Annotated in this window: 20 protein-coding genes, 3 tRNA genes and 1 pseudogene; 8 read left to right on the forward strand and 16 right to left on the reverse strand. The window is 68.5% G+C overall.

Annotated elements, in window-relative coordinates:
• Nucleotides 1-116 precede the first annotated feature (116 nt).
• Nucleotides 117-2477, forward strand: a complete 2361-nt coding sequence (locus tag ACFMRZ_RS21460) for an MMPL family transporter (RefSeq protein WP_400180500.1) — start codon at nt 117-119, stop codon at nt 2475-2477.
• Between the two features lie 184 nt (nt 2478-2661).
• Complete coding sequence (locus ACFMRZ_RS21465; protein WP_400180501.1) at nt 2662-4965, forward strand: MMPL family transporter; 2304 nt, start codon at nt 2662-2664, stop codon at nt 4963-4965.
• Between the two features lie 16 nt (nt 4966-4981).
• Here the strand turns inward: ACFMRZ_RS21465 and ACFMRZ_RS21470 are convergent, their stop codons facing one another.
• Both ACFMRZ_RS21470 and ACFMRZ_RS21475 read right to left on the reverse strand, forming a co-directional pair.
• Nucleotides 4982-5917 (reverse strand): LLM class F420-dependent oxidoreductase, encoded by a 936-nt coding sequence (locus ACFMRZ_RS21470; RefSeq protein WP_400180502.1) that lies wholly within the window; start codon nt 5915-5917, stop codon nt 4982-4984.
• A gap of 237 nt (nt 5918-6154) precedes the next feature.
• Entirely contained in the window at nt 6155-7387 is a 1233-nt protein-coding gene (locus tag ACFMRZ_RS21475; RefSeq protein ID WP_400182932.1) for a lipase family protein, read from the reverse strand.
• 266 nt (nt 7388-7653) lie between these two features.
• Here ACFMRZ_RS21475 and ACFMRZ_RS21480 point away from each other — a divergent pair, with 266 nt between their 5' ends.
• The gene (locus ACFMRZ_RS21480; RefSeq protein ID WP_400180503.1) at nt 7654-7833 is read left to right on the forward strand and encodes a DUF6374 family protein; all 180 of its coding nucleotides are present in this window, start codon (nt 7654-7656) and stop codon (nt 7831-7833) included.
• Here the strand turns inward: ACFMRZ_RS21480 and tnpB are convergent.
• The 4 genes from tnpB to ACFMRZ_RS21500 form a co-directional block, all read right to left on the reverse strand.
• A complete protein-coding gene (tnpB, locus tag ACFMRZ_RS21485; protein WP_400180504.1) occupies nt 7795-9336 on the reverse strand; it encodes an IS607 family element RNA-guided endonuclease TnpB in 1542 nt (513 codons plus the stop codon). The genes ACFMRZ_RS21480 and tnpB overlap by 39 nt on opposite strands.
• Before the next feature lie 115 nt (nt 9337-9451).
• Nucleotides 9452-9539: transfer RNA gene (locus ACFMRZ_RS21490), tRNA-Ser, on the reverse strand.
• A gap of 65 nt (nt 9540-9604) precedes the next feature.
• Nucleotides 9605-10060 carry a nucleoside deaminase gene (locus ACFMRZ_RS21495; RefSeq protein ID WP_400182933.1) on the reverse strand — a complete coding sequence of 152 codons (456 nt, stop codon included), beginning with the start codon at nt 10058-10060 and terminating at the stop codon, nt 9605-9607.
• Between the two features lie 92 nt (nt 10061-10152).
• Nucleotides 10153-10692 (reverse strand): tRNA adenosine deaminase-associated protein, encoded by a 540-nt coding sequence (locus ACFMRZ_RS21500; RefSeq protein ID WP_187686144.1) that lies wholly within the window; start codon nt 10690-10692, stop codon nt 10153-10155.
• 58 nt (nt 10693-10750) lie between these two features.
• Here ACFMRZ_RS21500 and ACFMRZ_RS21505 point away from each other — a divergent pair, with 58 nt between their 5' ends.
• Complete coding sequence (locus ACFMRZ_RS21505) at nt 10751-11701, forward strand: prephenate dehydrogenase (protein ID WP_400180505.1); 951 nt, start codon at nt 10751-10753, stop codon at nt 11699-11701.
• Between the two features lie 188 nt (nt 11702-11889).
• Here ACFMRZ_RS21505 and ACFMRZ_RS21510 read toward each other — a convergent pair whose 3' ends face one another.
• Complete coding sequence (locus tag ACFMRZ_RS21510) at nt 11890-12438, reverse strand: putative glycolipid-binding domain-containing protein (RefSeq protein WP_280274450.1); 549 nt, start codon at nt 12436-12438, stop codon at nt 11890-11892.
• A 162-nt stretch (nt 12439-12600) separates the two neighbouring features.
• On the reverse strand, nt 12601-16581 hold the full coding sequence (locus ACFMRZ_RS21515; protein WP_400180506.1) for an ABC transporter transmembrane domain-containing protein: 3981 nt from the start codon (nt 16579-16581) through the stop codon (nt 12601-12603).
• Nucleotides 16582-16767: 186 nt separating this feature from the next.
• Here ACFMRZ_RS21515 and ACFMRZ_RS21520 point away from each other — a divergent pair, with 186 nt between their 5' ends.
• Nucleotides 16768-17043 (forward strand): putative quinol monooxygenase, encoded by a 276-nt coding sequence (locus tag ACFMRZ_RS21520; protein WP_280369059.1) that lies wholly within the window; start codon nt 16768-16770, stop codon nt 17041-17043.
• 3 nt (nt 17044-17046) lie between these two features.
• On the opposite strand, the gene ACFMRZ_RS21525 is transcribed toward ACFMRZ_RS21520, so the two are convergent.
• On the reverse strand, nt 17047-17823 hold the full coding sequence (locus ACFMRZ_RS21525; protein ID WP_400180507.1) for a maleylpyruvate isomerase family mycothiol-dependent enzyme: 777 nt from the start codon (nt 17821-17823) through the stop codon (nt 17047-17049).
• Nucleotides 17824-17936: 113 nt separating this feature from the next.
• Here ACFMRZ_RS21525 and ACFMRZ_RS21530 point away from each other — a divergent pair, with 113 nt between their 5' ends.
• The gene (locus ACFMRZ_RS21530; protein WP_400180508.1) at nt 17937-19487 is read left to right on the forward strand and encodes an esterase-like activity of phytase family protein; all 1551 of its coding nucleotides are present in this window, start codon (nt 17937-17939) and stop codon (nt 19485-19487) included.
• A 117-nt stretch (nt 19488-19604) separates the two neighbouring features.
• On the opposite strand, the gene ACFMRZ_RS21535 is transcribed toward ACFMRZ_RS21530, so the two are convergent.
• The 3 genes from ACFMRZ_RS21535 to ACFMRZ_RS21545 all read right to left on the reverse strand — a co-directional run bounded on the left by ACFMRZ_RS21535 (nt 19605) and on the right by ACFMRZ_RS21545 (nt 22103).
• Nucleotides 19605-20369 carry a DUF998 domain-containing protein gene (locus ACFMRZ_RS21535; RefSeq protein ID WP_400180509.1) on the reverse strand — a complete coding sequence of 255 codons (765 nt, stop codon included), beginning with the start codon at nt 20367-20369 and terminating at the stop codon, nt 19605-19607.
• A 76-nt stretch (nt 20370-20445) separates the two neighbouring features.
• A complete protein-coding gene (locus ACFMRZ_RS21540) occupies nt 20446-20862 on the reverse strand; it encodes a very short patch repair endonuclease (RefSeq protein ID WP_400180510.1) in 417 nt (138 codons plus the stop codon).
• Between the two features lie 50 nt (nt 20863-20912).
• On the reverse strand, nt 20913-22103 hold the full coding sequence (locus ACFMRZ_RS21545; RefSeq protein ID WP_400182934.1) for a DNA cytosine methyltransferase: 1191 nt from the start codon (nt 22101-22103) through the stop codon (nt 20913-20915).
• A gap of 143 nt (nt 22104-22246) precedes the next feature.
• On the opposite strand from ACFMRZ_RS21545, the gene ACFMRZ_RS21550 reads away from it, so the two are divergent.
• Nucleotides 22247-22822, forward strand: a complete 576-nt coding sequence (locus tag ACFMRZ_RS21550) for a GNAT family N-acetyltransferase (protein WP_400180511.1) — start codon at nt 22247-22249, stop codon at nt 22820-22822.
• Between the two features lie 53 nt (nt 22823-22875).
• Here ACFMRZ_RS21550 and ACFMRZ_RS21555 read toward each other — a convergent pair.
• The 3 genes from ACFMRZ_RS21555 to ACFMRZ_RS21565 form a co-directional block, all read right to left on the reverse strand.
• Nucleotides 22876-22948, reverse strand: a tRNA-Arg gene (locus ACFMRZ_RS21555).
• Nucleotides 22949-23000: 52 nt separating this feature from the next.
• Nucleotides 23001-23090, reverse strand: a tRNA-Ser gene (locus ACFMRZ_RS21560).
• A 98-nt stretch (nt 23091-23188) separates the two neighbouring features.
• Nucleotides 23189-23884 (reverse strand): dienelactone hydrolase family protein, encoded by a 696-nt coding sequence (locus tag ACFMRZ_RS21565; RefSeq protein ID WP_400180512.1) that lies wholly within the window; start codon nt 23882-23884, stop codon nt 23189-23191.
• Nucleotides 23885-24010: 126 nt separating this feature from the next.
• Between ACFMRZ_RS21565 and hisC the strand changes: the two genes are divergently transcribed.
• The gene (gene hisC, locus ACFMRZ_RS21570; RefSeq protein ID WP_400180513.1) at nt 24011-25090 is read left to right on the forward strand and encodes a histidinol-phosphate transaminase; all 1080 of its coding nucleotides are present in this window, start codon (nt 24011-24013) and stop codon (nt 25088-25090) included.
• A gap of 145 nt (nt 25091-25235) precedes the next feature.
• Here hisC and ACFMRZ_RS21575 read toward each other — a convergent pair.
• Nucleotides 25236-26310, reverse strand: a pseudogene (locus ACFMRZ_RS21575) (alpha/beta hydrolase).
• Nucleotides 26311-26378 lie beyond the last annotated feature (68 nt).

Raw genomic sequence — 26378 nt, forward strand, 5'->3', positions numbered from 1 at the left:
ACCTACCGCACGGTAGGCAAGGCTCAGGTGGAGGCGGTACGCGTGCAGGGCGGCCGCGAAAGTGCTGTCTACACGCCTGAAATCAGCAACCCGGTTATCACTAGGAGAACCCACTCGTGTCCGTATACCTCTACCGGTGGGGCAAATTCGCCTTCCGCCGGAAATGGATCGTATTGCCGGTCTGGCTGTTGATATTCCTGCTGATCGGCGGGCTCGGCGTCAGCCTGAAGAAGCAGAGCCAAGACGACTTCAACATGCCCAACCTGCCTTCGCAGCGGGCCACCGACATCCTCGACAAGCAATTCCCCGGGGCCTCGGAGCAATTCAAGTTCGACGCCGTCACCGGCACCTACGTGGTCGCCGTGGAGAACGGCGGAAAGCTCACCGACCCAGGCAATCACGCCGCGGTCACCGCCCTGATCCAGCGCCTGCACGGCCTCGGCATCGTCGACAACGCCAAGTTCGACACCGCCCAGAAACCGGCCGATCCGATCGGCGTCACCTCCGCTATGGGCTGTCTCACCGGCGACCGCACCGACCCCGCGTTCATCTCCAAATGCGGTCTCGCGCCGCTGAATGTGCTGGGTGAAACCAACGCCGACACCGTGGCCTACATTCAGGTGCCGTTCTCGATCAAGTCGTTCTCCGACGTCACCGCGGCCGACCGCGAGGCGGCCTACAACGTGGCGACCGAGGCGCGCAACGCCGGGCTCACCGTCGAACTGAGCGGCAGCATCGCGCAGGAGGGCATGACCTCCAGCGGCAAGGCCGAAATGATCGGCTACGCAGTCGCTTTCATCGTCATGATGGTCGCCTTCGGTGCGCTCATCGCCGCGTTCGTGCCGATCCTCACCGGCATCGTCGGCGTCGGCTCGGCCTCGGCGCTCATCATGATGGGCACCTCGGTGGTGAACATCCCGAACTTCACCATGATCCTGGCGTCGATGATCGGTATCGCGCTGTCGATCGACTACGCGCTGTTCATCGTCTCGCGCTACAAGAGCGAACTGGCAGTACAGGATTCGCCGGAGGAGGCGGCCGGCATCGCGATCGGCACGGCCGGTTCCGCGGTGGTGTTCGCCGGCCTGACCGTGATCATCGCGCTGTGCGGACTGAGCATCGTCGGAGTCAGCTTCCTGACCTGGATGGGACTGGGCGGCGCGCTGGCGGCGGCCTTCGCCATCCTGGTCGCGCTGACCCTGCTGCCCGCGCTGATGGGCGCGTTCGGGCGGTTCCTGTTCAAGCCGAAGCTGCCGGTAGTCGCCAAGCACAACCCCGAGGACGAGAACTCGGTCGCCAACGGCAAGCGGTTCGCGCGGCTGATCGGCAAGGCCCCGGCGGTGACGCTGGCGCTGAGCGTCGTGGTGCTCGGCCTGCTGGCCGCGCCCGCGGTCAACCTCAGCCTGGGCCTGCCCGGTGAGGACAGCCAGCCCAAGACCAGCACCATCCGCAAGGCCTACGACCTGCGCACGGAGGGCTTCGGCGAGGGCAGCAATGGCATTCTGACCGTGGTCGCGGATCTCACCGATGTCGCCCCGGCGCAGCGGCAGGCCGCGGTGACCGCGCTGCGCGACAAGCTGGCCGGTTACGCGGGCATGGACTTCGTCACCGCCGCGTCGACCAACGCGTTCGACGCGAGCAAGGCGCCCGACTGGGAGCGCAGCACCGGCGCCCAGCTGCTGGCCGTCCCGCAGACGGGTCCGAACGACGAGGCGACCCAAGACCTGGTGAAGCACGCTCGGGAGGCCGAGGCGGACTTCAAGTCGCAGTACGGCATGGAGTACGGCATCACCGGCACCACGGCCATCTACGCCGATGTGTCCAATGCCCTGCTCGGCAAGATCCTGCCGTACATGACGATCGTCGCCCTCGCCGCGTTCATCCTGCTCGTGCTGGTCTTCCGGTCGATTCTGGTGCCGCTGACCGCCGCGCTGGGCTTCCTGCTCTCGATGGCGGCGACCTTCGGCGCGACGGTGCTGGTGTTCCAGCAGGACAAGCTGGGACTGATCGGCGAGCAGCATCCGATCGTCAGCTTCCTGCCGATCGTGCTGATCGGCCTGGTGTTCGGCCTCGCGATGGACTACCAGGTGTTCCTGGTGACCCGCATGCGCGAGGAGTACGTGCACGGCAAGTCACCGAAGGAGGCGATGATCTCCGGATACCACCACGGCGCCCGGGTGGTGGCCTCGGCCGCGGTCATCATGATCTCGGTGTTCGGCGGCTTCATCCTGGAAACCGACGTCACCGCGAAGTCGATGGGCTTCGCGCTGGCCGCGGGCGTGCTGTTCGACGCCTTCATCGTCCGGATGGTGCTCATCCCGTCGCTGCTGGTGCTGCTGGGCAAGTGGGCCTGGTGGATGCCGAAGTGGCTGGATCGCATCCTGCCCAACGTCGACGTCGAAGGCACCAAGCTGCGCGAACTGCAGCAGCGTGAGCGCGACGCGGCGGCGGAGCGGGAGCCGGTGCCCGTCGGCTGACCCGCGCCGGACACATCGCACCGTCGGCCCCCCATCCACTCCGGATAGGGGCCGACGGCGTTTCCGGCCCCGCCGCTTGATCTTGTAGCAACGACACAGCAGACTCGAACACGTTCTCCAGCTACTGTCCCGCATCCCGGTTCGACAAGCGAAAGCACGGCCTACAGACCGCAAGGAGACGCTCGTGTCCGTATATCTGTACCGGTGGGGCAGGTTCGCGTTCCGCCGCAAGTGGATCGTCCTACCCGTATGGATCTTGCTGTTCATCGTGATCGGCGGCCTCGGGAATCAGCTCAGCAAACCGATGAGCAACGACTTCAACATCCCGAACCTGCCCTCCGAGCGGGCCACCCGGATTCTCGACCAGCACTTCCCGGGCATGTCGGAGGCGTTCCAGTTCGACGCCGTCACGGGCACTTACGTCATCGCGGCGCCCGCCGGGCAGAAACTGACCGATCCGGCCAACCACGCCGCGATCCAGCAGCTGATCACCAAGCTCGGCACGCTCGGCATCGTCGATCACAACACGCCGCTCGCGGACCCGATCACCGCCACCGAGCAGCTCGGCTGCCTGGCGCCCGACCGCGATTCCGGCGCATTCTCCGCCAAATGCAGTGCCGCACCGCTGAACGTGCTGAACAAGGAGAAACCGGATTCGGTTGCGATACTGACGGTTCCATTCACGATCAAGCAGTTCACCGACGTCACCGCGGACGACCGCAAGGCCGCCTACGACATCGCCGACGACGCCCGCGGCGCGGGGCTCACCGTCGAACTCGACGGCTCCATCGCGATGGAACAGCAACAGCCCAGCGGCAAGTCGGAGATGATCGGCATGGGCTTCGCGCTGATCGTGATGATCGTGGCGTTCGGAGCCATCGTCGCGGCGTTCGTGCCGATCATCACCGCGATCGTCGGGCTGGGCGTCACCATGTCGGTGATCATGCTGGGCACCTCGGTCGTGGAGATACCGAGCTTCACCACCTTCCTCGCCTCGATGATCGGCATCGCGCTGTCCATCGACTACGCGCTGTTCATCGTGTCGCGCTACAAACACGAACTGGTCGTGCAGGATTCGCCCGAATCGGCGGCGGGCACCGCGCTCGGGACGGCCGGGGCGGCGGTGGTGTTCGCGGGCGGGACGGTGATCATCGCACTGGTCGGGCTGGCGATCGTGGGCATCCGCTTCCTGACCTTCATGGGTCTGGGCGGCGCGCTGGCCGCGGCGTTCGCGGTGCTCACCGCCATCACGCTGATGCCGGCGCTGCTGGGTGCGTTCGGGCGGTTCCTGTTCAAGCCGAAGCTGCCGGTGATCGCCCAGCACGATCCGGAGGACGACGACTCCGTCACCAACGGCACGCGGGCGGCGCGACTGATCGGCAAGGCGCCGGCCATCACGCTGGTACTCAGCATCGTCGTGCTCGCGCTGGCCGCCGGGCCCGCCACGCACCTGCAACTCGGGCTGCCGGGCGAGGACAGCATGCCCAAGGACACCACCATCCGCAAGGCCTACGACCTGCGCACGGAGGGCTTCGGCGAGGGCAGCAACGGCAAGCTGATGGTCGTCGCCGAACTCGGCAACGTCGCGCCGGAGCAGCGGCCCGCCGCGGTGCAGGCGCTGCGCGACAAGCTGGCCGGGTACTCCGGCATGGACTACGTCACCGAGCCGCAGCTGAGTCAGGACGGCGCGGGCGCGCTGCTCAACGCCGTGCCGAAGACCGGCCCGAACAACCAGGACACCAAGGATCTGGTCCGCGACGCCCGCGATGCCGAGGCCGGATTGCGGGACCGGTACGGCATCGAATACGGCATCACCGGCACCACGGCCATCTACGCCGATGTCGACCACGCGCTGCTGAGCAAGATCGTGCCGTATCTGGCGATCGTCGCGGGGGCGGCGTTCCTGTTGTTGATCGCGGTGTTCCGGTCGGTGCTGGTGCCGCTCACCGCGGCGCTGGGCTTCCTGCTGTCGATGGCGGCCACCTTCGGCGCGACCGTGCTGATATTCCAGGACGGCGCGCTCGGGCTGGTCGACGAACCACGGCCGATCGTGAGCTTCCTGCCGATCATGTTGATCGGCTTGGTATTCGGGCTCGCGATGGACTATCAGGTGTTCCTGGTGACCCGCATGCGCGAGGAGTACGTGCACGGCGAGCCGCCCAAGGAGGCGGTGATCAAGGGCTACCACCACGGCGCCCGCGTGGTCACCTCCGCCGCGATCATCATGATCTTCGTATTCGGCTCGTTCATCCTGGAATCCGACACCACCGCCAAATCGATGGGCTTCGCGCTGGCGGCGGGCGTACTCTTCGACGCCTTCCTCGTCCGGATGGTGCTGATTCCCTCGCTGCTGATCCTGATGGGCAAGTGGGCGTGGTGGATTCCGAACTGGCTCAGCAAGATCGTGCCCGACATTGATGTGGAGGGCGCGCGGCTGCGGGAGCTGAACCGCGAGCACGAGACGAAAACCACTGTGCCCGTGCGGTAGCCGGTCGTCGAGCGGCTCAGCCCAGCTGGGGCGCGACCTCGGCGGCCACCAGTTCCAGGTGGTCGAGGTCGGACAGGTCCAGGGTTTGCAGGTAGAGCCGGGTGATGCCGGTGGCCTCGCGGTAGCGGCCGATCTTGTCGACCACCTCCGCCGGGGTTCCGGCCAAGCCGTTCTGCCTCAGTTCGTCGACCTCGCGGCCGATGGCGGCGGCGCGGCGGGCCACCTCCGCGTCGTCGCGGCCCACGCACAGCACCTGTGCGGCGGACCGGATGATCTCGCCCGGATCGCGACCGATTTCCCGGGCCGCCGCCGCGACCCGCTCGAATTGCGCTGTGGCCGTGGTGGAATCGACGAACGGCAGATTGAACTCCCGCGCGAAGCGGGCGGCCAGCTCCGGCGTGCGCTTCTTGCCCATGCCGCCGATGATCACCGGCGGGCCCGGCCGCTGCGCGGGCTTGGGCAGCGCGGGGGAACCTTCCAGCGTGTAGTGCTTGCCGAGGTAGTCGAAGGTCTCGCCCTCGACGGTCGCCCACAAGCCCGTGATCACCTCGAGCTGCTCGGAGTACCGATCGAACCGCTCCGCCACCTCCGGCAGCGGAATGCCGTAGGCCCGGTGCTCCTCCTCGAACCAGCCCGCGCCGAAGCCGAATTCGACTCGGCCGCCGGACATCCGGTCCACCTGCGCCACCGAGATCGCCAGCACCGACGGATGCCGGAAGGTGGCGGCGGTGACCAGCGTGCCCAGCCGAATCCGGGAGGTCTCCCGCGCCAGCCCGGCCAGCGTGATCCAGGCGTCGGTAGGGCCCGGCAGCCCCGACACACCGCCCATCTTCAGATAGTGGTCGGACCGGAAGAACGCGTCGAAGCCCGCGTCCTCGGTCGTCTTCGCCACGCGGAGAAGATCGTCGTAGGTAGCGCCCTGCTGAGGTTCGGTGAAGATCCGTAGGTCCACGGCCTCCAACGTACCGACGCCCCCGAGGGTTCGTATCGCACGACCCGCCCTGCGGGCATCGCCCGTGGTTTCGAACGCCGAGCGTGCCGGTCCAGGTGGTCGTGTCGAGACCGGCGCGCGGCCACGGCGAACATGGCGGCGATGTCGTCGTCGGTGCGTGCCGCATCGCGCGATATCGCCACCCGCCGCACCGCCACCCACGGGAGGGCGGGGTACGGCGGGTGGATCGGACGTGGGTCAGGCGATGGTGCAGCCCGTCACCGGCTTGTCGGCGAGGCGGTCGAGCAGGTAGGTGACCGCGTTGTCGGGGCCGAAGCCGTCGATCATCTCCGGGCCGAAGTGGTTGGGGATGGTGGCGCCGGGGAGGATCGGCGGCAGTTCGTTGGTGCGGAAGGTGACCGTGGCGCCCTTGGCGCACCATTCCTCGGCGAGGTGGCGGGCCTGGCCGTACGGGACGGTGTCATCGTTGCGGCCGCTGGTGATGAGCACCGGGGTGGCCGGGGTGAGACTGCCCACGCGCAGGTCGGCGAGCACCGGGGCCGCCTCGGGAATGGCCTGCAGATGTGTTGTGAGGGGGCGGCCGTCGATGGTCAGCGAGTTGGTCCGCTGGAACGGGTGGCGGACGATGATGTCGCCGATGCATTCGTGACTCAGCGTATCGAGCATGGCGCGACCGGCCGGGCTGGTCACACGGTCGACCGCCTTCTGCAGTTCCGGGTAGCGGGCGAGCATGCCGTTGACGGCGAAGCCGATGGCGCCCGAGATGAGCGAGCCGTCGATGCGTTCGAGGATCGCGGCAAGGTCGGCGACCGGGCCACCTGCCCAGGTGCCCTTGAGGTTCAGCTCGGGGGCGTAGTCAGGCGCCATCTCCGCGGAGGCCGCGGTCGCGCCGCCGCCCTGCGAGTAACCCCACAGCACCAGCGGCGTCTCGGGTCCCGCACCGGCGAGATTGTTGGCGGCACGAGCGCCGTCGAGCACGGCGTGGGCCTCCTCGATCCGGTTCGCGTAGGTGTGGATGCCGGGCGTGCCCAGACCGATGTAGTCGGTGACCAGGACGCGGGCACCCAGCGCGCTCCACACGGCCGCCGCGGGCGCCTCCTGATTCGCCGACAGCGACACCGAGGGGTCGGCGGTCAGCGTCACCCCGGTCGCGAAAGCCTGCGACATCGCACACTGGTCGCCCTGCCCAGAGGTGCCGGGCGCGATGACCACGGTCGGGCGCGGGCCGGCGCCCTGCCACGGACCGGCGGCGTCGATGAACGTGCCGGTCACCGCCGTCGGCGAGCCGTCCTGCAACTGGCTGGTGTACATGACCTGCTGGGCGGCGACGGGCCACCGGCCCGCGGTCGGCGGGGCCGCGAACACGGTCATCGGCTGAGTCTTGACGATTGCGCCAGGTTCGGACGGAATCTGCGCGGGCGGCGTGTAGAAGCCACCCACCGGATCCGCTACCGCCTCCCGCATGTCCATCGCCCCCGCCGCCGCGACGACGGAACAGGCCGCGGTCAACACCGCCGCCGTCCGTGCAGCCCATAGTCGCCACGGCGCCCGGACACGCCCCTGCTGTCGATACATCGATAATCTCCCGCTACTTCCCGGCGCCGTCGCCGGAGTGTCCCGAGTCGCAACGCGGACCGGAACATGAGCCCGGTCACGATCACGACCTACCGGACAGTAACATGGTTACCGAGACCAAAGGTATCGAACTCTTGTTCGAATCGGAGTACTCTAACCCCATGCCCCTCGACCGCCACATCCAGTTCGCCCAGCTGTGGCTGGAGCAGGTCCGCGACCACCTCGCCTCCGCCGCCGCCGCCACCAGCACCCACCTCTCCCCCGAACAACTCAACGTGATGTCAGGCAAGGTCACCGAGGGCCTACGAGTCTTCAGCGAACTCGCCGATACACAGCGATAGCCCGAGGGCGGAGGGATTTGAACCGTTGCCATCCAGCGCATGGTTCACGTTCGATGACAGTCGCGTGCTTGCGCACTCGACGTTGCCCTCGTGGGGCTTCCCGTGGCAGTATCCGCCGCCGGCGATGCCGGTCTTCCGTGGATTTCCAGCGGGCTCGTTTAACGTCGCCCCGCGACTCGGGGAGGACGTGTCATGGTTGACAGTCCGGGCAGCGAGTGCGGCCAGATTCCGGGCAGCGTTGCGGTCCCGGTCGGCCCGGAATCCGCAGACCTCGCAGTGGTAGACACGGTGGGAGAGGCGAAGTTTGGTTTTTACGGCGCCACACACCGAGCACAATTTGGAACTGGGGTACCAGCGGTCGGCAACCACCAGACTGCCGCCACGCCGGCCGGTCTTGTAGGCGAGTTGACGGCGTAGTTCGCCCCATCCGGCCCCTGCTATCCGACGGGCCAGTCGACGATTGCGCAGCATGCCCGCGACATTGAGATCTTCGACCACAATCACACCGAATTGATCGGTCAGCGCGTTGGTCAGCCGATGAAGACCGTCCTCCCGGCAGTTCGCGACGCGAGCATGCAACTTGGTGACCGTGGCGTTGGCGCGCCGCCAGCGCCGCGACGGTGTCGCACTTCCGCGCCTATCCGGTCCACGGCGTCGTGCCGCTCGACGCTGCAGTCGGCGTAACTTTCGCTGGGCCCGCTCGAGATGCGCCGGGTTGGCCACCATGCCGCGATCATCGGACACGCCGAGCACCGGGCATGACAGCACTGCCAGGTACTTCACCCCGAGGTCCACTCCCACCACGGCATCCGGCCGTACGGGCGGCAGCTGCGCGCACCGGACCTCGACGGAGAACGAGACGAACCAGCGTTCGCGTCGGTGAGTTACCGTCGCCGACCTGATCCGGGCAGCACCGGCCTCGATGCGGCGAGCCAACTTGCGGGTGGATTCATGGGTGCGTACCGGTCCGATCCGTGGCAACTTCACGTGCCGTCGGTCCGAAGCCGTCAGGCCGAACGCGCCGGTGGTGAACCTGCACGACAACGCACACTTCTTCGATTTGAATCGCGGGAATCGCATCCGCTCACCGGCACGGTCGCCATCTCGCGATCGTGCCCAATTGTTCAGAGCGGCAGCCAGATTGGCCAAGCCCGAGGCATATGCCTCTTTCGAGTTCTCCCGCCACCAGGGCGCGATGCTGTCCTTGGCTCGGTTCCATGACCGGCGCATACCGTAGGCATCCCATGGCACCGGCGGTGTCATCAGTTCTTCGGGGATTTCGTAGGAACGTTCGGCGGCGCGCTGGCCGACATTGGCCTTGATCACCGCGAGGCCCCAGTTGTAGGCAAAGCGTTGTGCACCGCAGTGCGATCGCAGCATCTGTTCCTGCGCCGGCGAGGGGTCGAGCGCGAACCGGTAGGCCCGCACCACCCAACCGTCCGGCTCCTCGCACTCAGCTGCTGTTCCCCCCATGGCCCAGATCATGACATCCGGTACCGACACGTTGCGGCGACCATCGACATCAGCACTGCGAGCTCAGTGTGGGGAATGCGTGTCGTCCAACCTCCGGATATCTCGCAAAAAGCCCCTCACCTGCTGGGCAGATGAGGGGCAAGAGCGGTGGCGGCGGGATTTGAACCCGCGGAGGGGGGTTACCCCTCACACGCTTTCGAGGCGTGCTCCTTAGGCCGCTCGGACACGCCACCGCCGGTGACTTTACCGGAACGACCCCGTATTCCCGAAATCGGCGGGGAGGGGGTGGTGCGAGGGTTCAGGGGCGTTGGGTGTGGAAGAAGGCGTCCAGGGTTGCGGCGCATTCGGATTCGAGGATGCCGCCGCGGACTTCGGGGCGGTGGTTGAGGCGGCGGTCGCGGACGACGTCCCAGAGGGAGCCGACCGCGCCCGTCTTCGGTTCCCAGGCGCCGAAGACCAGGCGGTCCACTCGGGCGAGTACCAGCGCGCCGGCGCACATCGTGCAGGGTTCCAGTGTCACGGCCAGCGTGGCGCCCGCGAGTCGCCAGCCGTCGCCGTGTACCTCGGCGGCGCGGCGCAGTGCCAGGACCTCGGCGTGGGCGGTGGGGTCGCCGAGCGCTTCGCGGGCGTTGGCCGCGCGGGCCAGCTCACGCCCGTCGCCGTCGAAGACCACGGCGCCGACCGGCACATCGCGGGGGTCGGCGTCGGCGGCCGCGGACAGCGCCGCGCGGACGAGTTCCTCGTCGGACGGCATCACGAGCTGTCGCTCCGCCCGTCGCTGCCTCCGGGCGCACTGCCTCCGGGCGCCCGCATCGAGCCCCGTGCTCGCCTGGTGTCCGGCACGATTCAGCGGGGCAGCTTGTCCAGCACCGCCGACAGCTCGTTGGCGAAACCGAGGCGCTGGGCGATCATTCCGAGCTGCTCGTCCGGGTACAGGTCGGTCTCGGCGAGGATCACGCTCAGCACCGGTTCGGGCAGGCCCAGGTCGGCGAGCACGCCGAGATCGCCTTCCTCCCACGGCTCGACGTCGTCGAGTTCATCGGGATCGATATCCGGAATCTCGACATTCAAAGTCTCGAGGACGTCCGCGGCGATGTCGTAGTCGATCGCGGCTGTGGCATCCGAGAGCAACAGCCGGCTGCCGGTCGGCGCGGGCCGCAAAACGATGAAGAATTCGTCGTCGACATCGAGCAGTCCGAACACCGCTCCGGTACTGCGCAGTGCGCGCAGTTCGTGTTCGGCCGCCGTCAAACTGTTGAGTGCCGCGGGGGACAGCGGGCTGCATCGCCAGGTGCTTTCTTCGCGGACAACCGCCACTGCGAACCCTTCGACGTCTTCGTAATCGTCCGACGCCGCCCTGTTCGTGCTCGAGCGCTGTGCTGCCATGGCCGCAACGGTAGTCCGCTTGGGCGGAAATGTTGAAGTCGTATGCGAATCTGATCCGGTGACAGGCGACCGAAAATCAGCCGTATGCGTGTTGGGCACGGGATTGATCGGCGGATCGGTGCTGCGCGCCGCCGTCGCCGCGGGTTATCCGGCCTGGGGATACAACCGTTCCGAGGCCGGTGTGCGGGCCGCCCGCGCGGACGGATTCGACGTCGACGGCAATATCGAAGCCGTCCTTTCCCGGGCCGCCGCGGCCGACGCGCTGCTGGTGGTGGGCGTGCCGATGCCGGCCCTCGCCCCGATCCTGTCCGATGTGAAACAGTTCGCGCCCGATTGCGCCCTCACCGATGTGGTGAGCGTGAAGGGTCCGGTCGCCGCCGCCGTGCGCGAACACGAGTTGGGAGCGCGCTACGTCGGCGGGCACCCGATGGCCGGTACCTCCGAATCGGGTTGGGCGGCATCGAGTCCCGACCTGTTCCAGGGCGCGGCCTGGGCGATCGGCGTCGATACCGGCACGCACGCCGACCCGTGGACGCGGGTCGCCCGGCTGGCGCTGGACTGCGGCGCGTATCTGGTCCCGGTCCGCGCCGAGGAGCACGACCGCGCGGTGGCACGGATCTCGCATCTGCCGCACGTGCTCGCCGAGGCGCTCGCGGTGGCCGGAGCGGGCGGCGGCGACCTCGCGCTGGGCCTGGCCGCGGGTTCCTTCCGCGACGGCACCCGAGTCGCGGCCACCGCCCCCGACCTGGTGCGGGCCATCTGCGAGCCGAATTCCACCGCCCTCCTGGACGCCCTCGACGACACCCTGCGACTACTCACCGCCGCCCGCGACAACCTGTCCGCCACCGGCGCCCTGGGCGAACTCGTCGACGCCGGATACACCGAACGCAACCGCTACGACACCCTCGAACGCTGGGAAATCACCGGTATCCGCCCCGGCGACCACGACTGGCTCGAGCAGCTGCGCGACGCGGGCCAACGCGGCGGCGTCCTCCGCACGCTTTCCTGATCGACACGGCCTGGACAGTGCGCTGACATCGGCGGCACTCCGCCCTGGACCCTGGGCGACACGCCGCCGGGGAGGCTGTACACATTTTGTCCCCTGGACAACCCGAGTCCCGGCGACGCCGGAGAAGTCCCGGCGGCGTCCGGCGAAGTCCCGGCAGCGCCCGGAAAGCCCCGGCAGCGCCCGGAGAATCAGATGCGTTCCGCGAGCCCCGGGTAGTCCAACACAAGGCCGTCGGGATCGACGGTCACGGTCGCACTCGAGACCGGGGAGAGGACGTGAATGCCGTCGGCGCCGCTGGAATAGGTGAGACTCGCCTCCTGCACGAGCAGATCCGGCAGGCGCACGTAGACGACGGGTACCTGGACGTCCTCGGCGGCCTGTGCGAGACCGTAGCGGCGGATCGGCAGAGTGTTGAAGAACGGGCTGAGCACCACGTCGACGTCCAGCGCCCCGCCGAAGGTCGAGCGCACGTGGGTCCCGCCCGCGTCGATCAGCCAGTAGTTCTCCTCGTCGCGGGCGATGGAGGCGTGCCGCTCGCCCGCGGCCACCGTGCTGCGCAGCGACAGGCGTTTCGTCACCCCGCTCTCATCGGTGACCAGGTCGTAGGAGGCGCTGAACGCGGGGTGCTCGTCGGAGTCACCGGCGATGATCCGGCCGGAGGCGCGAATCCGGTTGCCGGTGAGGATCACCCGCACCGACTCCATGCGAGAGGCATTGTGCGACCGCCAGGTGAGCATCGCGGGCCAGCGCGATACCGTCGCTGCCGCGTCCACACGTTCGCCGCTCGCCTGGGCGGCCGCCGAATTGCCCTGGGCTGGATTGCTCACCTCTCTACCGTAAGTGACGAGTCACCCGTCCCCCGCGCGCCGTAGGTGCCGCGCGCCGCCCGAACCTCGGGTTCACACCAGCGACTCCTGCCATGCCGTGTGCAAGGAAGCGAAACGCCCGGTGGTAGCTGTCAGTTCGGCCGGGGAGCCGTCCTCGACGATGCGGCCGGACTCCAGCACCAGCACCCGGTCGGCGATGGCCACGGTGGACAGGCGATGCGCGATGATGACGGCCGTGCGGTCGCGGAGCACGGTTTCCAGGGCGTGCTGGACCTGCCGCTCGCCCGGAATGTCCAGGCTCGAGGTGGCCTCGTCGAGCACGATCACCGCCGGGTCGGCCAGGAACACCCGCGCGAACGCGACCAGCTGACGCTGCCCCGCCGACAATCGCCCACCGCGCTTGCGCACATCGGTGTCGAAACCCTCGGGCAGCGACATCGCGAAGTCGTAGAACCCGACCGCGCGGGCCGCGGCATGCACCTCGGCGTCGGAAGCGTCGGGCTTGCCCAGCCGGATATTGTCGGCCACCGAGCCGGAGAACAGGTACGACTCCTGGGTCACCATGGCGATATTGCGGCGCAGGTCGACATCGGACACCTCGCGCAGATCCACGCCGTCCAGCCGGACGGTACCGCCGGAGGGATCGTAGAAACGCGCGACGAGTTTGGCGAGCGTCGATTTCCCGGCACCCGTGGCGCCCACGAGCGCTATCACCTGTCCCGCCGGAATTCGCAACGAGAATTTCGGCAGGACGGGCTTTTTCGCGAAATTTTCCGCCACCTCCCCGTCGTCCTGAGTATTTCGCGCCGGGTATTCGAAGTGGACGTCATCGAGCGCCAATTCGCCGCGCGCCCGGCCGAGCGGGTGCGGCGTGCGCGGTTCGGCCACGGTCGGCCGCTCCTCGAGCACCCCGGAGATGCGTTCCAGCGCCGCGGCCGCGGATTGGTAGGAGTTGAACACCTGGGCCAATTCGTCCAGCGGTCCGTAGAACTGCCGCAGGTACAGCAGGAAGGCCGCCAGCACGCCGATCTCGACGTGGCCGTGAATGACTCGCCACGCGCCCACCACCAGAATCACCACGGTGGTCCCGTTGCTGATCAACCGCACCAGGCCGATGTAGCCGGCCATGCCGCGCAGTGCCCCGGCATTCGCGGCGCGGTACTCGTCGTCCTCGGTTCCCAGGATGGTCTGGTTGCGGTCCTCGCGACGGAAGGCCTGCACCGCGCGAATCCCGCCCATGACTTCCACGAAATGGACGACGACCTTGGCGATGGCGCTGCGGGTGCGCCGGTATCCCGCCCGCTGCCGCCGCTGCGCCCAGCGGGTCACGTAGACGAGCGGGACGAACCCGGCCAGCACCACCAGCGCGAGCGGAATGTCCAGCCACAGCAGGATCACCGCGATCGTCGCGACCGACAGCACGGCGCTCAGGGCATCGTTGAGGGCGCGGTCGAGCAGGTCCTCCAGCGACTCCAGGTCGCTGGTGAGCCGGGCGACGATCTTGCCCGAGGTGTAGTTCTCGTGAAAGGCGACCGACAGTCGTTGCACGTGGGCGAACACCCGCATCCGCAGATCGAACAGCACCTGCTGACTCAGCCGGCCCGAGATGCGCACGAACAGGAACGTCGTCACACCACCCAGCACCGCGCAACCGGCCACCCCGCCGACGGCCAGCAACAGCGGCCCCCAGTCCCCCGACATCGCCGGGCGCACACCGGCATCCAGACCGTGCGCGATGAACAGCGGCGCCGACACCATGGTGGCGTTGTCCACCACGACCAGCACGAGCGCCGCCAGCGCCCACAACCGATACGGCCGCACCAGCGACCACAGCAACCGCCGCTGCCGCGCCGCCAACGCGAGATTCACAGCATCGGAAGCCTCGGTCTCCTCCGCGGCGACACCACGCCACTCCGCCTCGGGCGCTTCGGGTTCGGCGCTAGTCGCGGTCGAGGGCAGCGACATCGCGGGCGGAAATGCGGCCGAGTCAGCCGGGGGCCGGGGCGAGTCGGTCGGGAACACGGCCGAGCCGGAGGGCATAGCCGGCTCAGGTGCCGACTCGACCGAAGGTGCGGACTCGGCTCGATGCGCCGAGGAGTCTCGTTCCGGGAAGGGGCTTTCCGGCATCTTCGTCACCTCCTGTCCACTGAAATCGTTTGCGAGCCAAAGTCTTCGGGAACACGTTCGCCGCCGGTCTCCCCGGTCTCCCCGGTCGCCCCGGTTGCCCGACCACCCTCGACCACCCCGCCCATGAGCTCCCCGGTAGCGCGGGCAGGTTTCCAGCAGGCGTTCGTGCGGACCGTCGGCGATGACGCGGCCGCCGTCGAGCACCGCGACGCGGTCGGCCCAGGCGGCGGTGGAGGGGCGGTGGGCGACGAGCAGCACGGTCGCCCCGGCGAGGGCGGCATGCAATCGGGCCTGCACCACTTCCTCTGTGGTGACGTCCAAGGCCGACAGCGGATCGTCGAGTACGACGATGTGCCCGTCGCTGTGCCGCTGCCGGTCCAGCACCGCGCGGGCGAGCGCCAGACGCTGCCGCTGTCCGCCGGACAGGCTCAGCCCCTGCTCGCCGATGCGCGTGCGCAGGCCCCAGGGCAGGTTGTCCACGAACTCGGTGGCACAGGCGACCTCGAGCGCGGCGCGAACCTGCGCGATGGTGGCATCCGGGTATCCGAGGGTGATGTTCTCCCGCACACTCGCCGAGAACAGCACCGGTTCCTCGAACGCGACCGACACCATCGAGCGCAGGTCCGCCAGGCGCAGCGAGCGGATGTCGACGCCGTCGACGGTGACCGCACCGGCGGAGACATCGAACAGCCGCGGCGCCAGCCCCAGCAGAGCCGACTTGCCACTTCCCGTAGCGCCGACGATCGCGACCGTCTCACCCGGCCGTATCCGCAGCGAAACGTCGTGCAGCAGATCGTGTTCGGCGTCCGGAAAACGGAATCGCACAGTCTCGAAACACAATTCACCGCGCAGTGGCCGCGGCGCCGGCACCGGCCGCACGGGATCGGCGATCTCCACCGGAGTGTCGATGATCTCCCAGTACCGCTCCGCCGCGGTGCGGGCCTGGTTCATCTCGGCCAGCACGAACCCGATCCCCATGATCGGCCATTGCAGGTAGGTGGCCAGGGTGATGCCCGCGACCAGAGTGCCGAGCGTCATCGTGTGCGTCGTGAGCAGGAACCCGCCGATGGCCAGCGCCGCCGCGATACTCAGCGTCGACAGCGTGTTCAGCGCCGTCCACAGCCGGGCGGCCAGCCGCACCTTGTCCAGTTCCAGCCGCTGCAGTTCGCGGGCCTGCCGCCGGAACCGGCCACCGAACCACAGACCGCGGCCGAAGGCCTTGAGCACCCGGATGCCCTGCGCCGACTCCTCCACCGTGGTGGCCAGATCGCCGGACTGGTCCTGGGCGCGCCGCGACGCGCGGCCGTACTCCTGCTCGAATCGCAGCGCCAGCAGCACCAGCGGCACCGCGATCAGCAATTCGACCAGACCGATCTGCCAGGCGAACGCGAACAGGATCAGCACCCCGGCGGCCAAGGTCATCGACAGTGCGACCAGCGTCGGCGCCACGAACGCGAAAAACCGGCGCAGCGTGGACATGTCGGTGATGGCGCGGGAGGTCAGCTGCCCCGATTCCATGCCGTCGTGCACGCCGACGGACAGCACTTGTAATCGCCGAAACAGCCTGGCGCGCAAGCCGACTTCCAGCTGCGCGGCGGGATGGGCGATGATCCATCGCCGCAGCCACGACGTCATGGTGCTGAGCAGCGACAGCACCGCCACCAGCAGCACCGGGCCCCAGATCCCGTCGAAATCGCGGCGGGCAACGGGCCCGTCGACGATGTGCGCGGTCAGCACCGGCACCAGCAGATCGCACAGCATGCCGAGACCCGGCAGCAGCGCGCTGGCGTAGAGCGCGCGGCGGTACGGGCGGAAATCGGGCCACAGCCGCCGCAGCGGACCCGAACGCGAGTTTTCGACCGGCGCACTCGATCCGGTAATGTCGGCCTCCGTATCGGACGAGGCCCCCGCCAAGACGACGGACACAGCTTCTCCCCCTTCGTCGTTCGCAAGATTCTCCCGCCCCACACAGCGGCCGCCGCACAGCTCGCGCCGGGGTACGACATTCCAGGTTGCCAGCACCGGGCACGGGCACGCCACAGGTTTTCGGCGGACTCGTCCGGTCCGGAAGCTGCTCGCGGCGGGCCCGAGACCCGGCCTATGCTGCACGACGTGCTGATAGTCGCCGGATACCTGCGGGTCCTCGACCGCGATCGCTATCTCGACAGCTGCCGCGCGGTGGTCGAGACCGCCCGGACCACCCCGGGTTGCCTGGACTATGCCTTGGGCGCGGACCTCGTCGAGCCCGACCGTGTCACCGTGTACGAGCGCTGGACCTCGCGCGAGGCCGTGGAGTCCTTCCGCGGCGCGGGTCCGGGCGATCTGTCCGAACAGATCATCGACGCCGACGTGCGCGAATTCACCTGCTCGGACGAGCGCCGACTGTGATTCCTACAGCCAGTCGGGCAGCGCCGGGAGGTCGCCGGTGAGATCGGCGCCGTCGGACCGCCCGATGAGCCAGGCGGCGACGGCGGCGGCCGGGCCGGTGACCTCGGTCGTGGGCGAGGTCCCGATGGTGGCCGTGTAGCCGGTGTCGGTGGTGGTCACGGTGAAACTGGGCGGCTTGGGCTCCGACGGATCCGATGTCATGGGCTTCGCGCCCGGCGGCAGGCTGGGCGTGGCCGCGCGATCCAACCCGTGCACCACTTCGGGCAGCAACCGTGCGACGAACTCCTCGGGCCAGTCGGCGGGCCGATAGCCGATGTCGAGGTCGACGTGGTGGATCTCGGCCTCGCGCAGGCGCAGCCACGGAATTGCCGTGGCGGGCAGTTCTTTTCCGGTGCGGGTGCGCACCGGGGTGGGCCAGCGGTCGGCGGGCATGGCACGGGCCAGCGCCAGCCAGCGGTCGGAGGCGGCGCGCAGGTCGTCGATCTGCTCCGCCAGCGGCCGCCGCGCGCCCATCTCGATATCGGAGTCGCGCAGGAATTGGCTTGCGTACTGCGGTGTTTCGATCCCGGTGCGGGCCCACAGCAGCAGATTCACCAGGCTGTCGGCATTGCGTGCCAGATGCGCGAGCACGTGTGCGCGGGTCCAGCCGGCGCACAGCGACGGTCCGGGCAGGTCGTCGTCGGTCAGTTTCTCCACCGCGCCGAGCAGGCGGGCGGTCGCCGTGTCGACCGTGCCGAGCAGGGACAGATGCTCGCTCAGTTCGGGGGCATCGCTGGTCACGGATGCGACACTACTCATCGCGGCGGCGGCGCGCCGCACCATATCGATCGCCGAAAGGTAACTGTTCAGATGCGAGACAAGTGGTCGTCGCCTGGTCGCGATAGGCATCACCGATGAGAACCAGCAGTTGTCTCCGAGCCGCCATGCTGGCCGCCGCCTTGTACCTGGCCGCCTGCTCGTCCGATCAGCCGGGCTTCGCCACGGGGAAGGATCGGCCGCTGGTCATCTCCCCGGACGATCTCCTCGCGCGCACCGGCGGCAGCGCGGCCGTCGCGATCGCCGACCCGGCGCACGGGCGGATCGAACATCGTCCCGACGGCGCGGTGATCTACACCCCCGACGCGGGTTTCACCGGCTCGGACACGCTCTCGGTCACCACCACCGATGCCGTGCGGCTGTACACCACCGACATTCCGCCTTTGGGGCAATTCGGTGGAACGACGGTGCAGGGCAGTGGTTTCGGGTCGGCGCTCACACCGGTTCCGGGATCGGCCGACGAGTTCTACGGACTGACCGACCGCGGCCCCAACGTGGATGGTCCCGCGAAGGATGAAAAGATCTCGCCCACACCGGATTTCGTTCCGAAGATCGGCAAGTTCCAGCTGACCGGCACGCGCGCCGAATTGGAATCGACCCTGGAACTGAAAAGCCGTGCGGGCGTGGCGTTCAACGGAGGGATCGATAGTTCGGCCTCGACCGGCGAGACGATCCGGGACCTCGACGGCCGGCCCCTGGCCCCGACCGATCACGGCCTGGATCCCGAGGGCCTGGTGGCGCTGCCCGACGGAACCTTCTGGGTCTCCGACGAATACGGCCCGTTCCTGGTGCATTTCGACGCCGCCGGTACCGAGATCGAGCGCCTCGCCCCGGGCAGCGGCCTGCCGAAGGAACTTTCGCTACGCACCCCCAATCAGGGGATGGAAGGACTCACCCTCACGCCGGACGGCGGCACGCTCGTCGGCATCATCCAAAGTGGTTTGCGCACACCGGGTCTCACCTCGGCCCGCGAAGTCCCGATGACCCGCATCGTCACCGTCGACCTGAAATCCAAGGCGGTCCGCGAGTTCGTCTATCCGCTGGAGAATCCGAAGAGTCAGCTGGCCGTCTCCGATATCACCGCGTTGAGCGCCACCACCTTCCTCGTCGACGAGCGTGACGGCAAACTCGCGCCGAAGTCGGACAAGAAGCTGTGGACCATCGATCTGGCCGGGGCCACCGACGTCGGTCCGCGGGCCGCGGTGCCCGGCACGCGCTACGACCCGAACCTCGGTCTGCTCGTCGGAGACAAGCCGCTGGAGACCTACGTCGGCGCCGTGCCCACCGCCGACGGCGTGGCGGCGCTGCGGCGGGCCGCGATCACACCGGTCGCGAAGCGTTCGAACCTCGACCTGTCGGGCCTGGTGGCCGGGCTGGCCGCCGACGGCGGCTGCTTCGGCCACGACAAAATCGAGGGCGTCGCCACCACCGACGGCGGCAGGACCCTCTACATCACCGACGACAGCGACTTCGGCCTGGCCGGCAGCACGGGCGACGCCCCACCGTTCGGGCTGCGACCCAAGATCCTGCCGAACGGAGCACAGGACAGTGGCGAGATCCTGCGGATCGACACCGGCAAACTGCCCGCGCGCACCGAGACGGCCGAGGTGACCGTGACCGTCGGGTGATTCTCAGGATTTACCCACACAGCACACGGACCGCTGACAGGCGGCGGTGTCACGGTGGAGTTATGCACATCCTCATGGAGATCATCGTCGGAGCCGGCGCGCTGGCCGTCCTGGGAGCTATGGCCGTGTCGGGGGCCGTCGCGTCGGCGGCGCCGCGCTCGCTGGTCGCCGTGCGCGTCCGCCGCCGCTGACCAGCCCGACCTGCACCGCCAGCGCCACCAGCCACAGCGACATCGACCCGACCTGGATGCGCTGGGCGATGCCGAGCGCGTAATCGCCGGTCAGGTTGTCGGCGATCAACATCCAGGCCGTCGCCGCCGTCCCCAGCACAACTATCCACAGGCCCGAATGCCGCAGGATCGGCCAGCGCCGGTACCGGAACGCGGCCGCGCTGAACGCGATCATGGCCACGAAGATCGAGGTCACGGCGAGCGTGCTGGTGAGCGCGTGCACCTGGTGCAGCTGCGGGAACAGGCCGTTGTCGCACGATTCGGCGCACGGTTCGATCGGCCATTGCGCGTCCGCGATGGTGGACGCGCCGAAGCAACCCAGCGCCACCCATCCGACCGTCGACAACCGGCGGCGCGAGAACGCGAACAGCCCGCCGAGTGCGGCCGCCAGCGCCAGACTGCCCGCGATCGTGTCGGCTGTGGAGAAGACCCAGCCGTAGGGGCGGCCGTCGGCGTCGAGTTCGCTGAGGAACGAGTCGACCGGGTCCAGGCCGACCGGCAGCACGAATTCCAGGATCCACGAGGAGTAGCAGACGCCCGCCACCGCGATCGCCGCGGCAATGCACCAGCGCAGGACCCGCGGCCACCGAGACACCGGCCGATCCCGTTCCAGCACGGCCGCCGCGGAGCGCGAGTGTTCGGTCTGCGCCATCGCCCTCGTTTCGTTGGTCCGTCGGCCCGACTACGGACTGGTCGGACGGGTTGCCGCCCTACCACTCCATCATGACCTATCGACCCGACAGCGCCGCCTGCACTCGGTCGGCCGCCGCCGCGGCGGGCTCGTGCTCCCACACCCGCACCACCAGCCAGCCCGCGTCCGCCAGCCGCGCATCGGTGTCGCGGTCCCGCGCGACATTGCCCGCGAGTTTGTCCGCCCACCACTGCGCATTGTTCTTCGGATAGGTGGCATGCTCCGGGCAGCAGTGCCAGAAACAGCCGTCGACATAGACGGCCACCTTCCGACGCGGGAACACCAGGTCCGCCCGTCGCCGCAGGCCACGCACCGGTGCCCGGTCCACGAAGAACCGGCACCCACGCCGATGTAGCTCCTTGCGCAGTTCGGTTTCGGGTTTGGTACCGACCCGGCGCTGGCGAGACATCCGCGCACTGGTTTGCGCGTCGGTCGTGGGGCGTCCTGCGGTCACGATGCCCAAGAGTATTGCGATGTACTGCCTTTCCACATGCTGTGCTCCCGTCAGCGGGCCGTCACACGGGTCTCGGCGAGTGTGGACAAGTCGGTGAATTCCCCTGCGACCGGGGGGAATCCACCCATTCTGAGCAGATGGTTCTCCACATCGCCCAGGAATCCGGGTGGGAAGCGGAGATTGCCGCGGGCGGCGCGGCGGAGGAAGCCCGCGGTGGCGCGGGCCGACAGCAGGCGGGCATCCTCGAGGAACCAGCGGAGGTCCTCGTACGGTTCGTGCACCGGCCAGGTCGAGACGGCCACGCGATGCACGGTTCCGGCGTGTCCCCAGGCCGCCGCGGGCCAGCGGTGACTCGGCAGCGGCAGTTCGTCGGGGACCACGTGGACCACCGGATCGGCCAATCGCGCCCCCGCCCACGACGCCATCCGCACGCTGACCGCATTGCCGACCAGCTTCCACCGGTGCCCCTGCCGCACACCCGGGGCGGCCAGCGCCGCATCCGTCCAACCGGGCGAAAACCCTTGCAGGCGTTCGGCATCCGCGAGACCGGGCGTGACGATCTCGCCGGACGGCAGCCGCACCGCGGGCGGGCTGGCGATCCCCAGCCCGGATCCCCCCTTGAGAGTAGGTACGGCGTTCACCGCCCAGCCGAGCCCACGCACCCCCTCGGTCCAGTAGAAGCCGCACGGATCGACATCCACGTCACCGATCGTCCGCGGCCCCGCGTCGGTGCCGAACAGCACCGGGCGCGGATCCTCGGTGCGCGAGGCCAGCATCAGCACCCGTTGTCGCCGCTGTGGTAACCCGAACGCTCGGGCATCCACCACCCGATACGCCCAGGTGTAGCCGAGTTCTTCCAGCGCGGCGGTGATGTGCCGCATCGCCTGCCCGCGATCGAGTTGCAGCATGAACGGCACATTCTCGATCAGCAACCAGCGCGGCCCCCGCTTGCGCCGCACCAACCGGAACACCTGATCCACCAAACCCGAACGCGCACCGGTAATCCCGGCGGTCCGCCCGGCCTGCGACAGGTCCTGACAGGGAAACCCGGCGGCGACCAGATCGGTCCCGGACGGCAGCGACCGCAATCGCGTCACGTCCGCATGCAACTCGACCTCGGGAAACCGCGCCGCCAGCACCGCCTGCGCACCCGGATCGATCTCGCACAGCAATTCGGTCCGCCACCCGTGCGCGCTCAGGCCGAGCTCCAGTCCGCCGATACCGGCGAACAGCCCGACCATCAGCGCGCCCGTCACAGCTCTCCTTTCGCCGCCCGACCCCGGCAAGCCCGCACTACCGTGCCGGGCCTGCGGGAGAACGTTACTCGAGTGCCGGAACGGGGTATCCGACTCCCCGCGAAATCGGCTTGCCCACCGTCGCGCCCATGACAACCATGGGCCGCATGACCTACCCGGCCGAAACCCTCACCCACGGACGCGTACAGCTACGCCGGGTCCGCCGCACCGACGAAGACACCCTGTACCGCCTCATCAACGAGTCCCTCACCCACCTCCGCCCATGGATGGGCTGGGTATCCCCCGAGGGCGAACACCCCCGCGCGGCAATCGCGGATTACCTCACCCGAGCCGACCAGAACTGGCTCTCCGGTGACTCCTTTTCCTACGCGATCCTCGTCTCCGACACCATGATCGGCGCCTGCGGCCTCGAAAACCGAATCGGCCCGGGCGCCCTCGAAATCGGCTACTGGCTACACCCCGCCCACACCGGACACGGTTACGCCACCGAATCCGCCGCAGCCCTCATCACCGCCGCCTTCACCCTCCCCACCATCGACCGCGTCCAAATCTGGCACGACGCCGCCAACACCGCGAGCGCCGGCGTTCCCCACCGCCTCGGCTTCACCGAAATAGCCCGCCACACCCCACCTCGCGACCCCTTGGCCCCTGCAGAAATCGGCACAGACATAATCTGGGAATTCACCCGAGCCGAAACATCGTGAAACGTGGGCAAAGAGAAATCCCCTGACACACAATGTGTGTCAGGGGATTGATGCGCGCCCGGAGAGACTCGAACTCCCAACCTTCTGATCCGTAGTCAGATGCTCTATCCGTTGAGCTACGGGCGCAGGTGATGTCCAATGACATCGTGTGTTCAGTTATGACCCGGCTGGCCGGGCGTGGCGGAGGCGAGAGGATTTGAACCTCCGGTCCCCGTGAAGGGACAACTCATTAGCAGTGAGTCCCATTCGGCCGCTCTGGCACGCCTCCTGGAGCCTTCTCGTTCGAGGGGCCCGGTCCTTTCGAACCGCCGAGAGCAAAGAGTACAGAGGTACCGCTCGGGACGCAAAACGGCTGGTCAGTTGGGGCTAGCGTAGGTGGCTGTCGAACCAGTCGAAGATTCGGGACTGGGCGTCGAGCAGGATGTCGGCGTCTTCGGAGTCGGCGGCGTCGAAGCCCGGGTGGTCGGGGCGGTGGTGCAGGCCTGGGTAGCTCACCAGGAGGGTGGCGACGGCGGCTCGGGCGGCGGCCTCGCGCAGGGACTCGAGTTGGTCGGCCGGGGTGGCCGGATCGTCCATGCCGTACAGGCCCAGCCACGGGGCCTGCAGTTGCGGAGCGGCCCGGACCAGCGCGTCGGCCCGATCGTCGAGGGGGACGGTGATTCCGGGGGCCGCCACGCTGACGGCGGCGCCGATCGGCCGGTTGGTCGCCACCAGGCAGGCGGCGGTGCCCGCCGAATCGAAGCCGAGGACCCCGATGCAGTCACCGAACACCCCGCGGCCGACGAGCCAGTCGTAACACGCGTCGAAGTCGTCGAACAGTTCGTCGCCGAACACCGCGTCGGTGCTGCCGTTGCGGTGGAACAGATTGGGCGCCACGACGATCCAGCCCTCGCTGGACAGCGACCGCATCAGCTCCAGCAACGCATCCGCGAACTCCCGGGATTCATGCAGCACGACGATCGCGCCGCGCGCATGCCCCTCCGGCTCGAGCACGGTGATCGGCACCCGGGCCGCCACGGCGCCGTCGCGCGGCGCTGCGATGTCTCGATAAATGCCCGACATGAAACCAGGGTAGTTCGGCTTCGGAAACTTCGGGAGAACTCGCATATGAGGCGGACTCCCCCCGAATAATTTTCGGCCGGGCCGCCACCACGACCGAGCCGGTCCGGCAAGTTCTACTGTGGTGAGGTGAGCGCTCGTATTCGTCCGGACCTGGAGTCCATCCCCGCCTACGCACCCGGCCGCAGTCGTCCCGGTGCGGTGAAGTTGGCCAGCAACGAAACCACCCACGGCCCGCTGCCGACCGTTGCCAAGGCCATCGCGGAGGCGGTCGAACTCGCCAACCGGTACCCGGACAACATGGCCGGCGAACTTCGCGCGGCCATCGCCGAGTTCCACGATGTGGACGTGTCGCGGGTGGCGGTCGGTTGCGGCAGCGTCGCTCTGTGTCAGGAATTGGTGCAGATCACCTGTGCCGCGCCGACCGACGAGGTGCTGTTCGCGTGGCGCTCGTTCGAGGCTTATCCGATCGTCACCCAGGTGGGCAACGCGCGGGCGGTGCAGGTGCCGCTGACCGGCGGCTACGCCCACGACCTGGACGCGATGGCCGCGGCCGTCACCGAGCACACCAGGCTGATCTTCGTCTGCAACCCGAACAATCCCACCGGCACGGCCCACGGGCGCGCCGAGTTGATCCGGTTCCTCGACGCCGTGCCGGGCCACGTCCTGGTCGTGCTCGACGAGGCTTACTACGAATATCTGCGGCTGCCCGCCGACGATCATCCCGACGGCGTGGAGATCGGCCGCGATCGGCCGAACGTGCTGGTGCTGCGGACCTTCTCGAAGGCGTACGGGCTGGCCGGGCTGCGGGTCGGCTACGCGGTGGGCGATCCGGAGGTCATCACCGCGCTGCTCAAGGTGCACATCCCGTTCAGCGTGAATCGGCTGGCGCAGGCGGCCGCGATCGCCTCTCTGGAGGCCCGGCACGAACTGCTGGACCGCACCGATCATGTTGCGGCCGAACGGGATCGGATGGGCAACGCGCTGCGGTCAGCGGGCTACACCGTGCCGCCGAGCGAGGCGAATTTCGTGTGGCTGCCGCTGGGCGAGCGCAGTGCGGAGTTCGGCGAGGCGAGCGCGGCGGCCGGAGTGCTGGTGCGGCCCTACGGAACCGACGGCGTCCGAGTGACGGCGGGCGATCCGCACGAAAACGACCTGTTCCTGGCCTTCGCTACGAATTCAGAGGTCATCGGCCGTTTTCTGGGCTGAGGGGACCACACCCGCCCAGGTGAGCCGTCGGCACCGCAGGGGCGACGGTGGCCGTACTCAATGAGGACCGGCCTCAGCGGACACAATCCGCCTCGGCGCGGCGAAATCCGCCGGTTGCCGACTGATTGTGTCCGTTCAGACCGGGTCAGTGTGTGCCCAGCGCCTTGGCGAGCGTCGGCCACGCCTTGGGCAACTCATCCGCCCAGTACGGCCAGGAGTGCGTCCCCACCGGGTTGAGGTTCACCGTGGCCGGGATCTGCATGCGGGACAACCGGTCGGCCAGCGCCATCGTGCAGGCGTTGGCCGCGGCCTCGAGCGGTCCGCCGAAGGCGACCGAGGTGGTCGAGTCGGGGTTGGCGGAGCTGTCGTGCGGGCCGGGCAGACCGCTGCCCGACGACAGGTAGATCGTCTCGCCGCGTAACCCTTCCGCGTTCACCATCACATCGTGCGCCAGCCAGTCGGGGTCGTCCTGGTTGCCGAACATGTTGTCCGGGTCGCCGCCGTAGGTGCGCACCACGGCCCGCGCCTGCGCCTGCCCGAGATCGGAACCCATGGCGTAGCAGCCACTGTGAGCGGCGACCGCGCGGTACAGCCGGGTATTGCGCATGACCAGCATCATCGCGGCCTCGGCGCCCATCGATACGCCCTCGACGGCGTTGCTGCCGTTGCCGTCGAACTTCGCGTCGATCAGCGGGGAGCTCGCGGGTGAGAAAGGTTTCCCACTTGTTGGTGCCCAGGACCGGGTCCGTCTGCTGCCAGTCGGTGTAGTAGCCGGCCGGGCCGCCGAGCGTGAAGACCACGTTGACCTGTTTGTCGTCGAAGAACCGCAGGGCGTGGCCGCGTTCGATCCAGTTGTTGTAGTCGTTACTCGCGCTGCGGCCGTCGAGCATGTAGAGGGTGGGCCGCGGTCGGCTGCGGTCGGTGGGCAGCAGCACCTGCACCTCCACCGTCCGGCCCATCGCGGGCGAGCGCACCGACACCTCGACCAGCCGATCGGAGAGGGACTCGACGTGGTCGATCGCCGCTTCCAGGGGAGGCGACTTCTCCGCCCGGGGCTGCGGCCCCTCGGCCGAACCGGACTCGGCGGGCGGTTGATGCGGGGGCGGAGGGTCGGCCATACCCGGAGCTGCCGAACCGGCCACACCGATGACCAGTGCGGCACAGGCGATGGCGGCGCCGGACAGCCGACACCGTCTCCGGCGACGAACCATGACCGTCATCCTGCCAGAGGTCGAGGGCAGCGGCGAAGCGCGGAATAGGGGTCGCGCCGAAAGTGGCCTGCGCCACA

It is taken from the genome of Nocardia sp. N2S4-5 (genome assembly GCF_044628355.1).
In the GTDB taxonomy this organism is placed as follows: domain Bacteria; phylum Actinomycetota; class Actinomycetes; order Mycobacteriales; family Mycobacteriaceae; genus Nocardia; species Nocardia wallacei_B.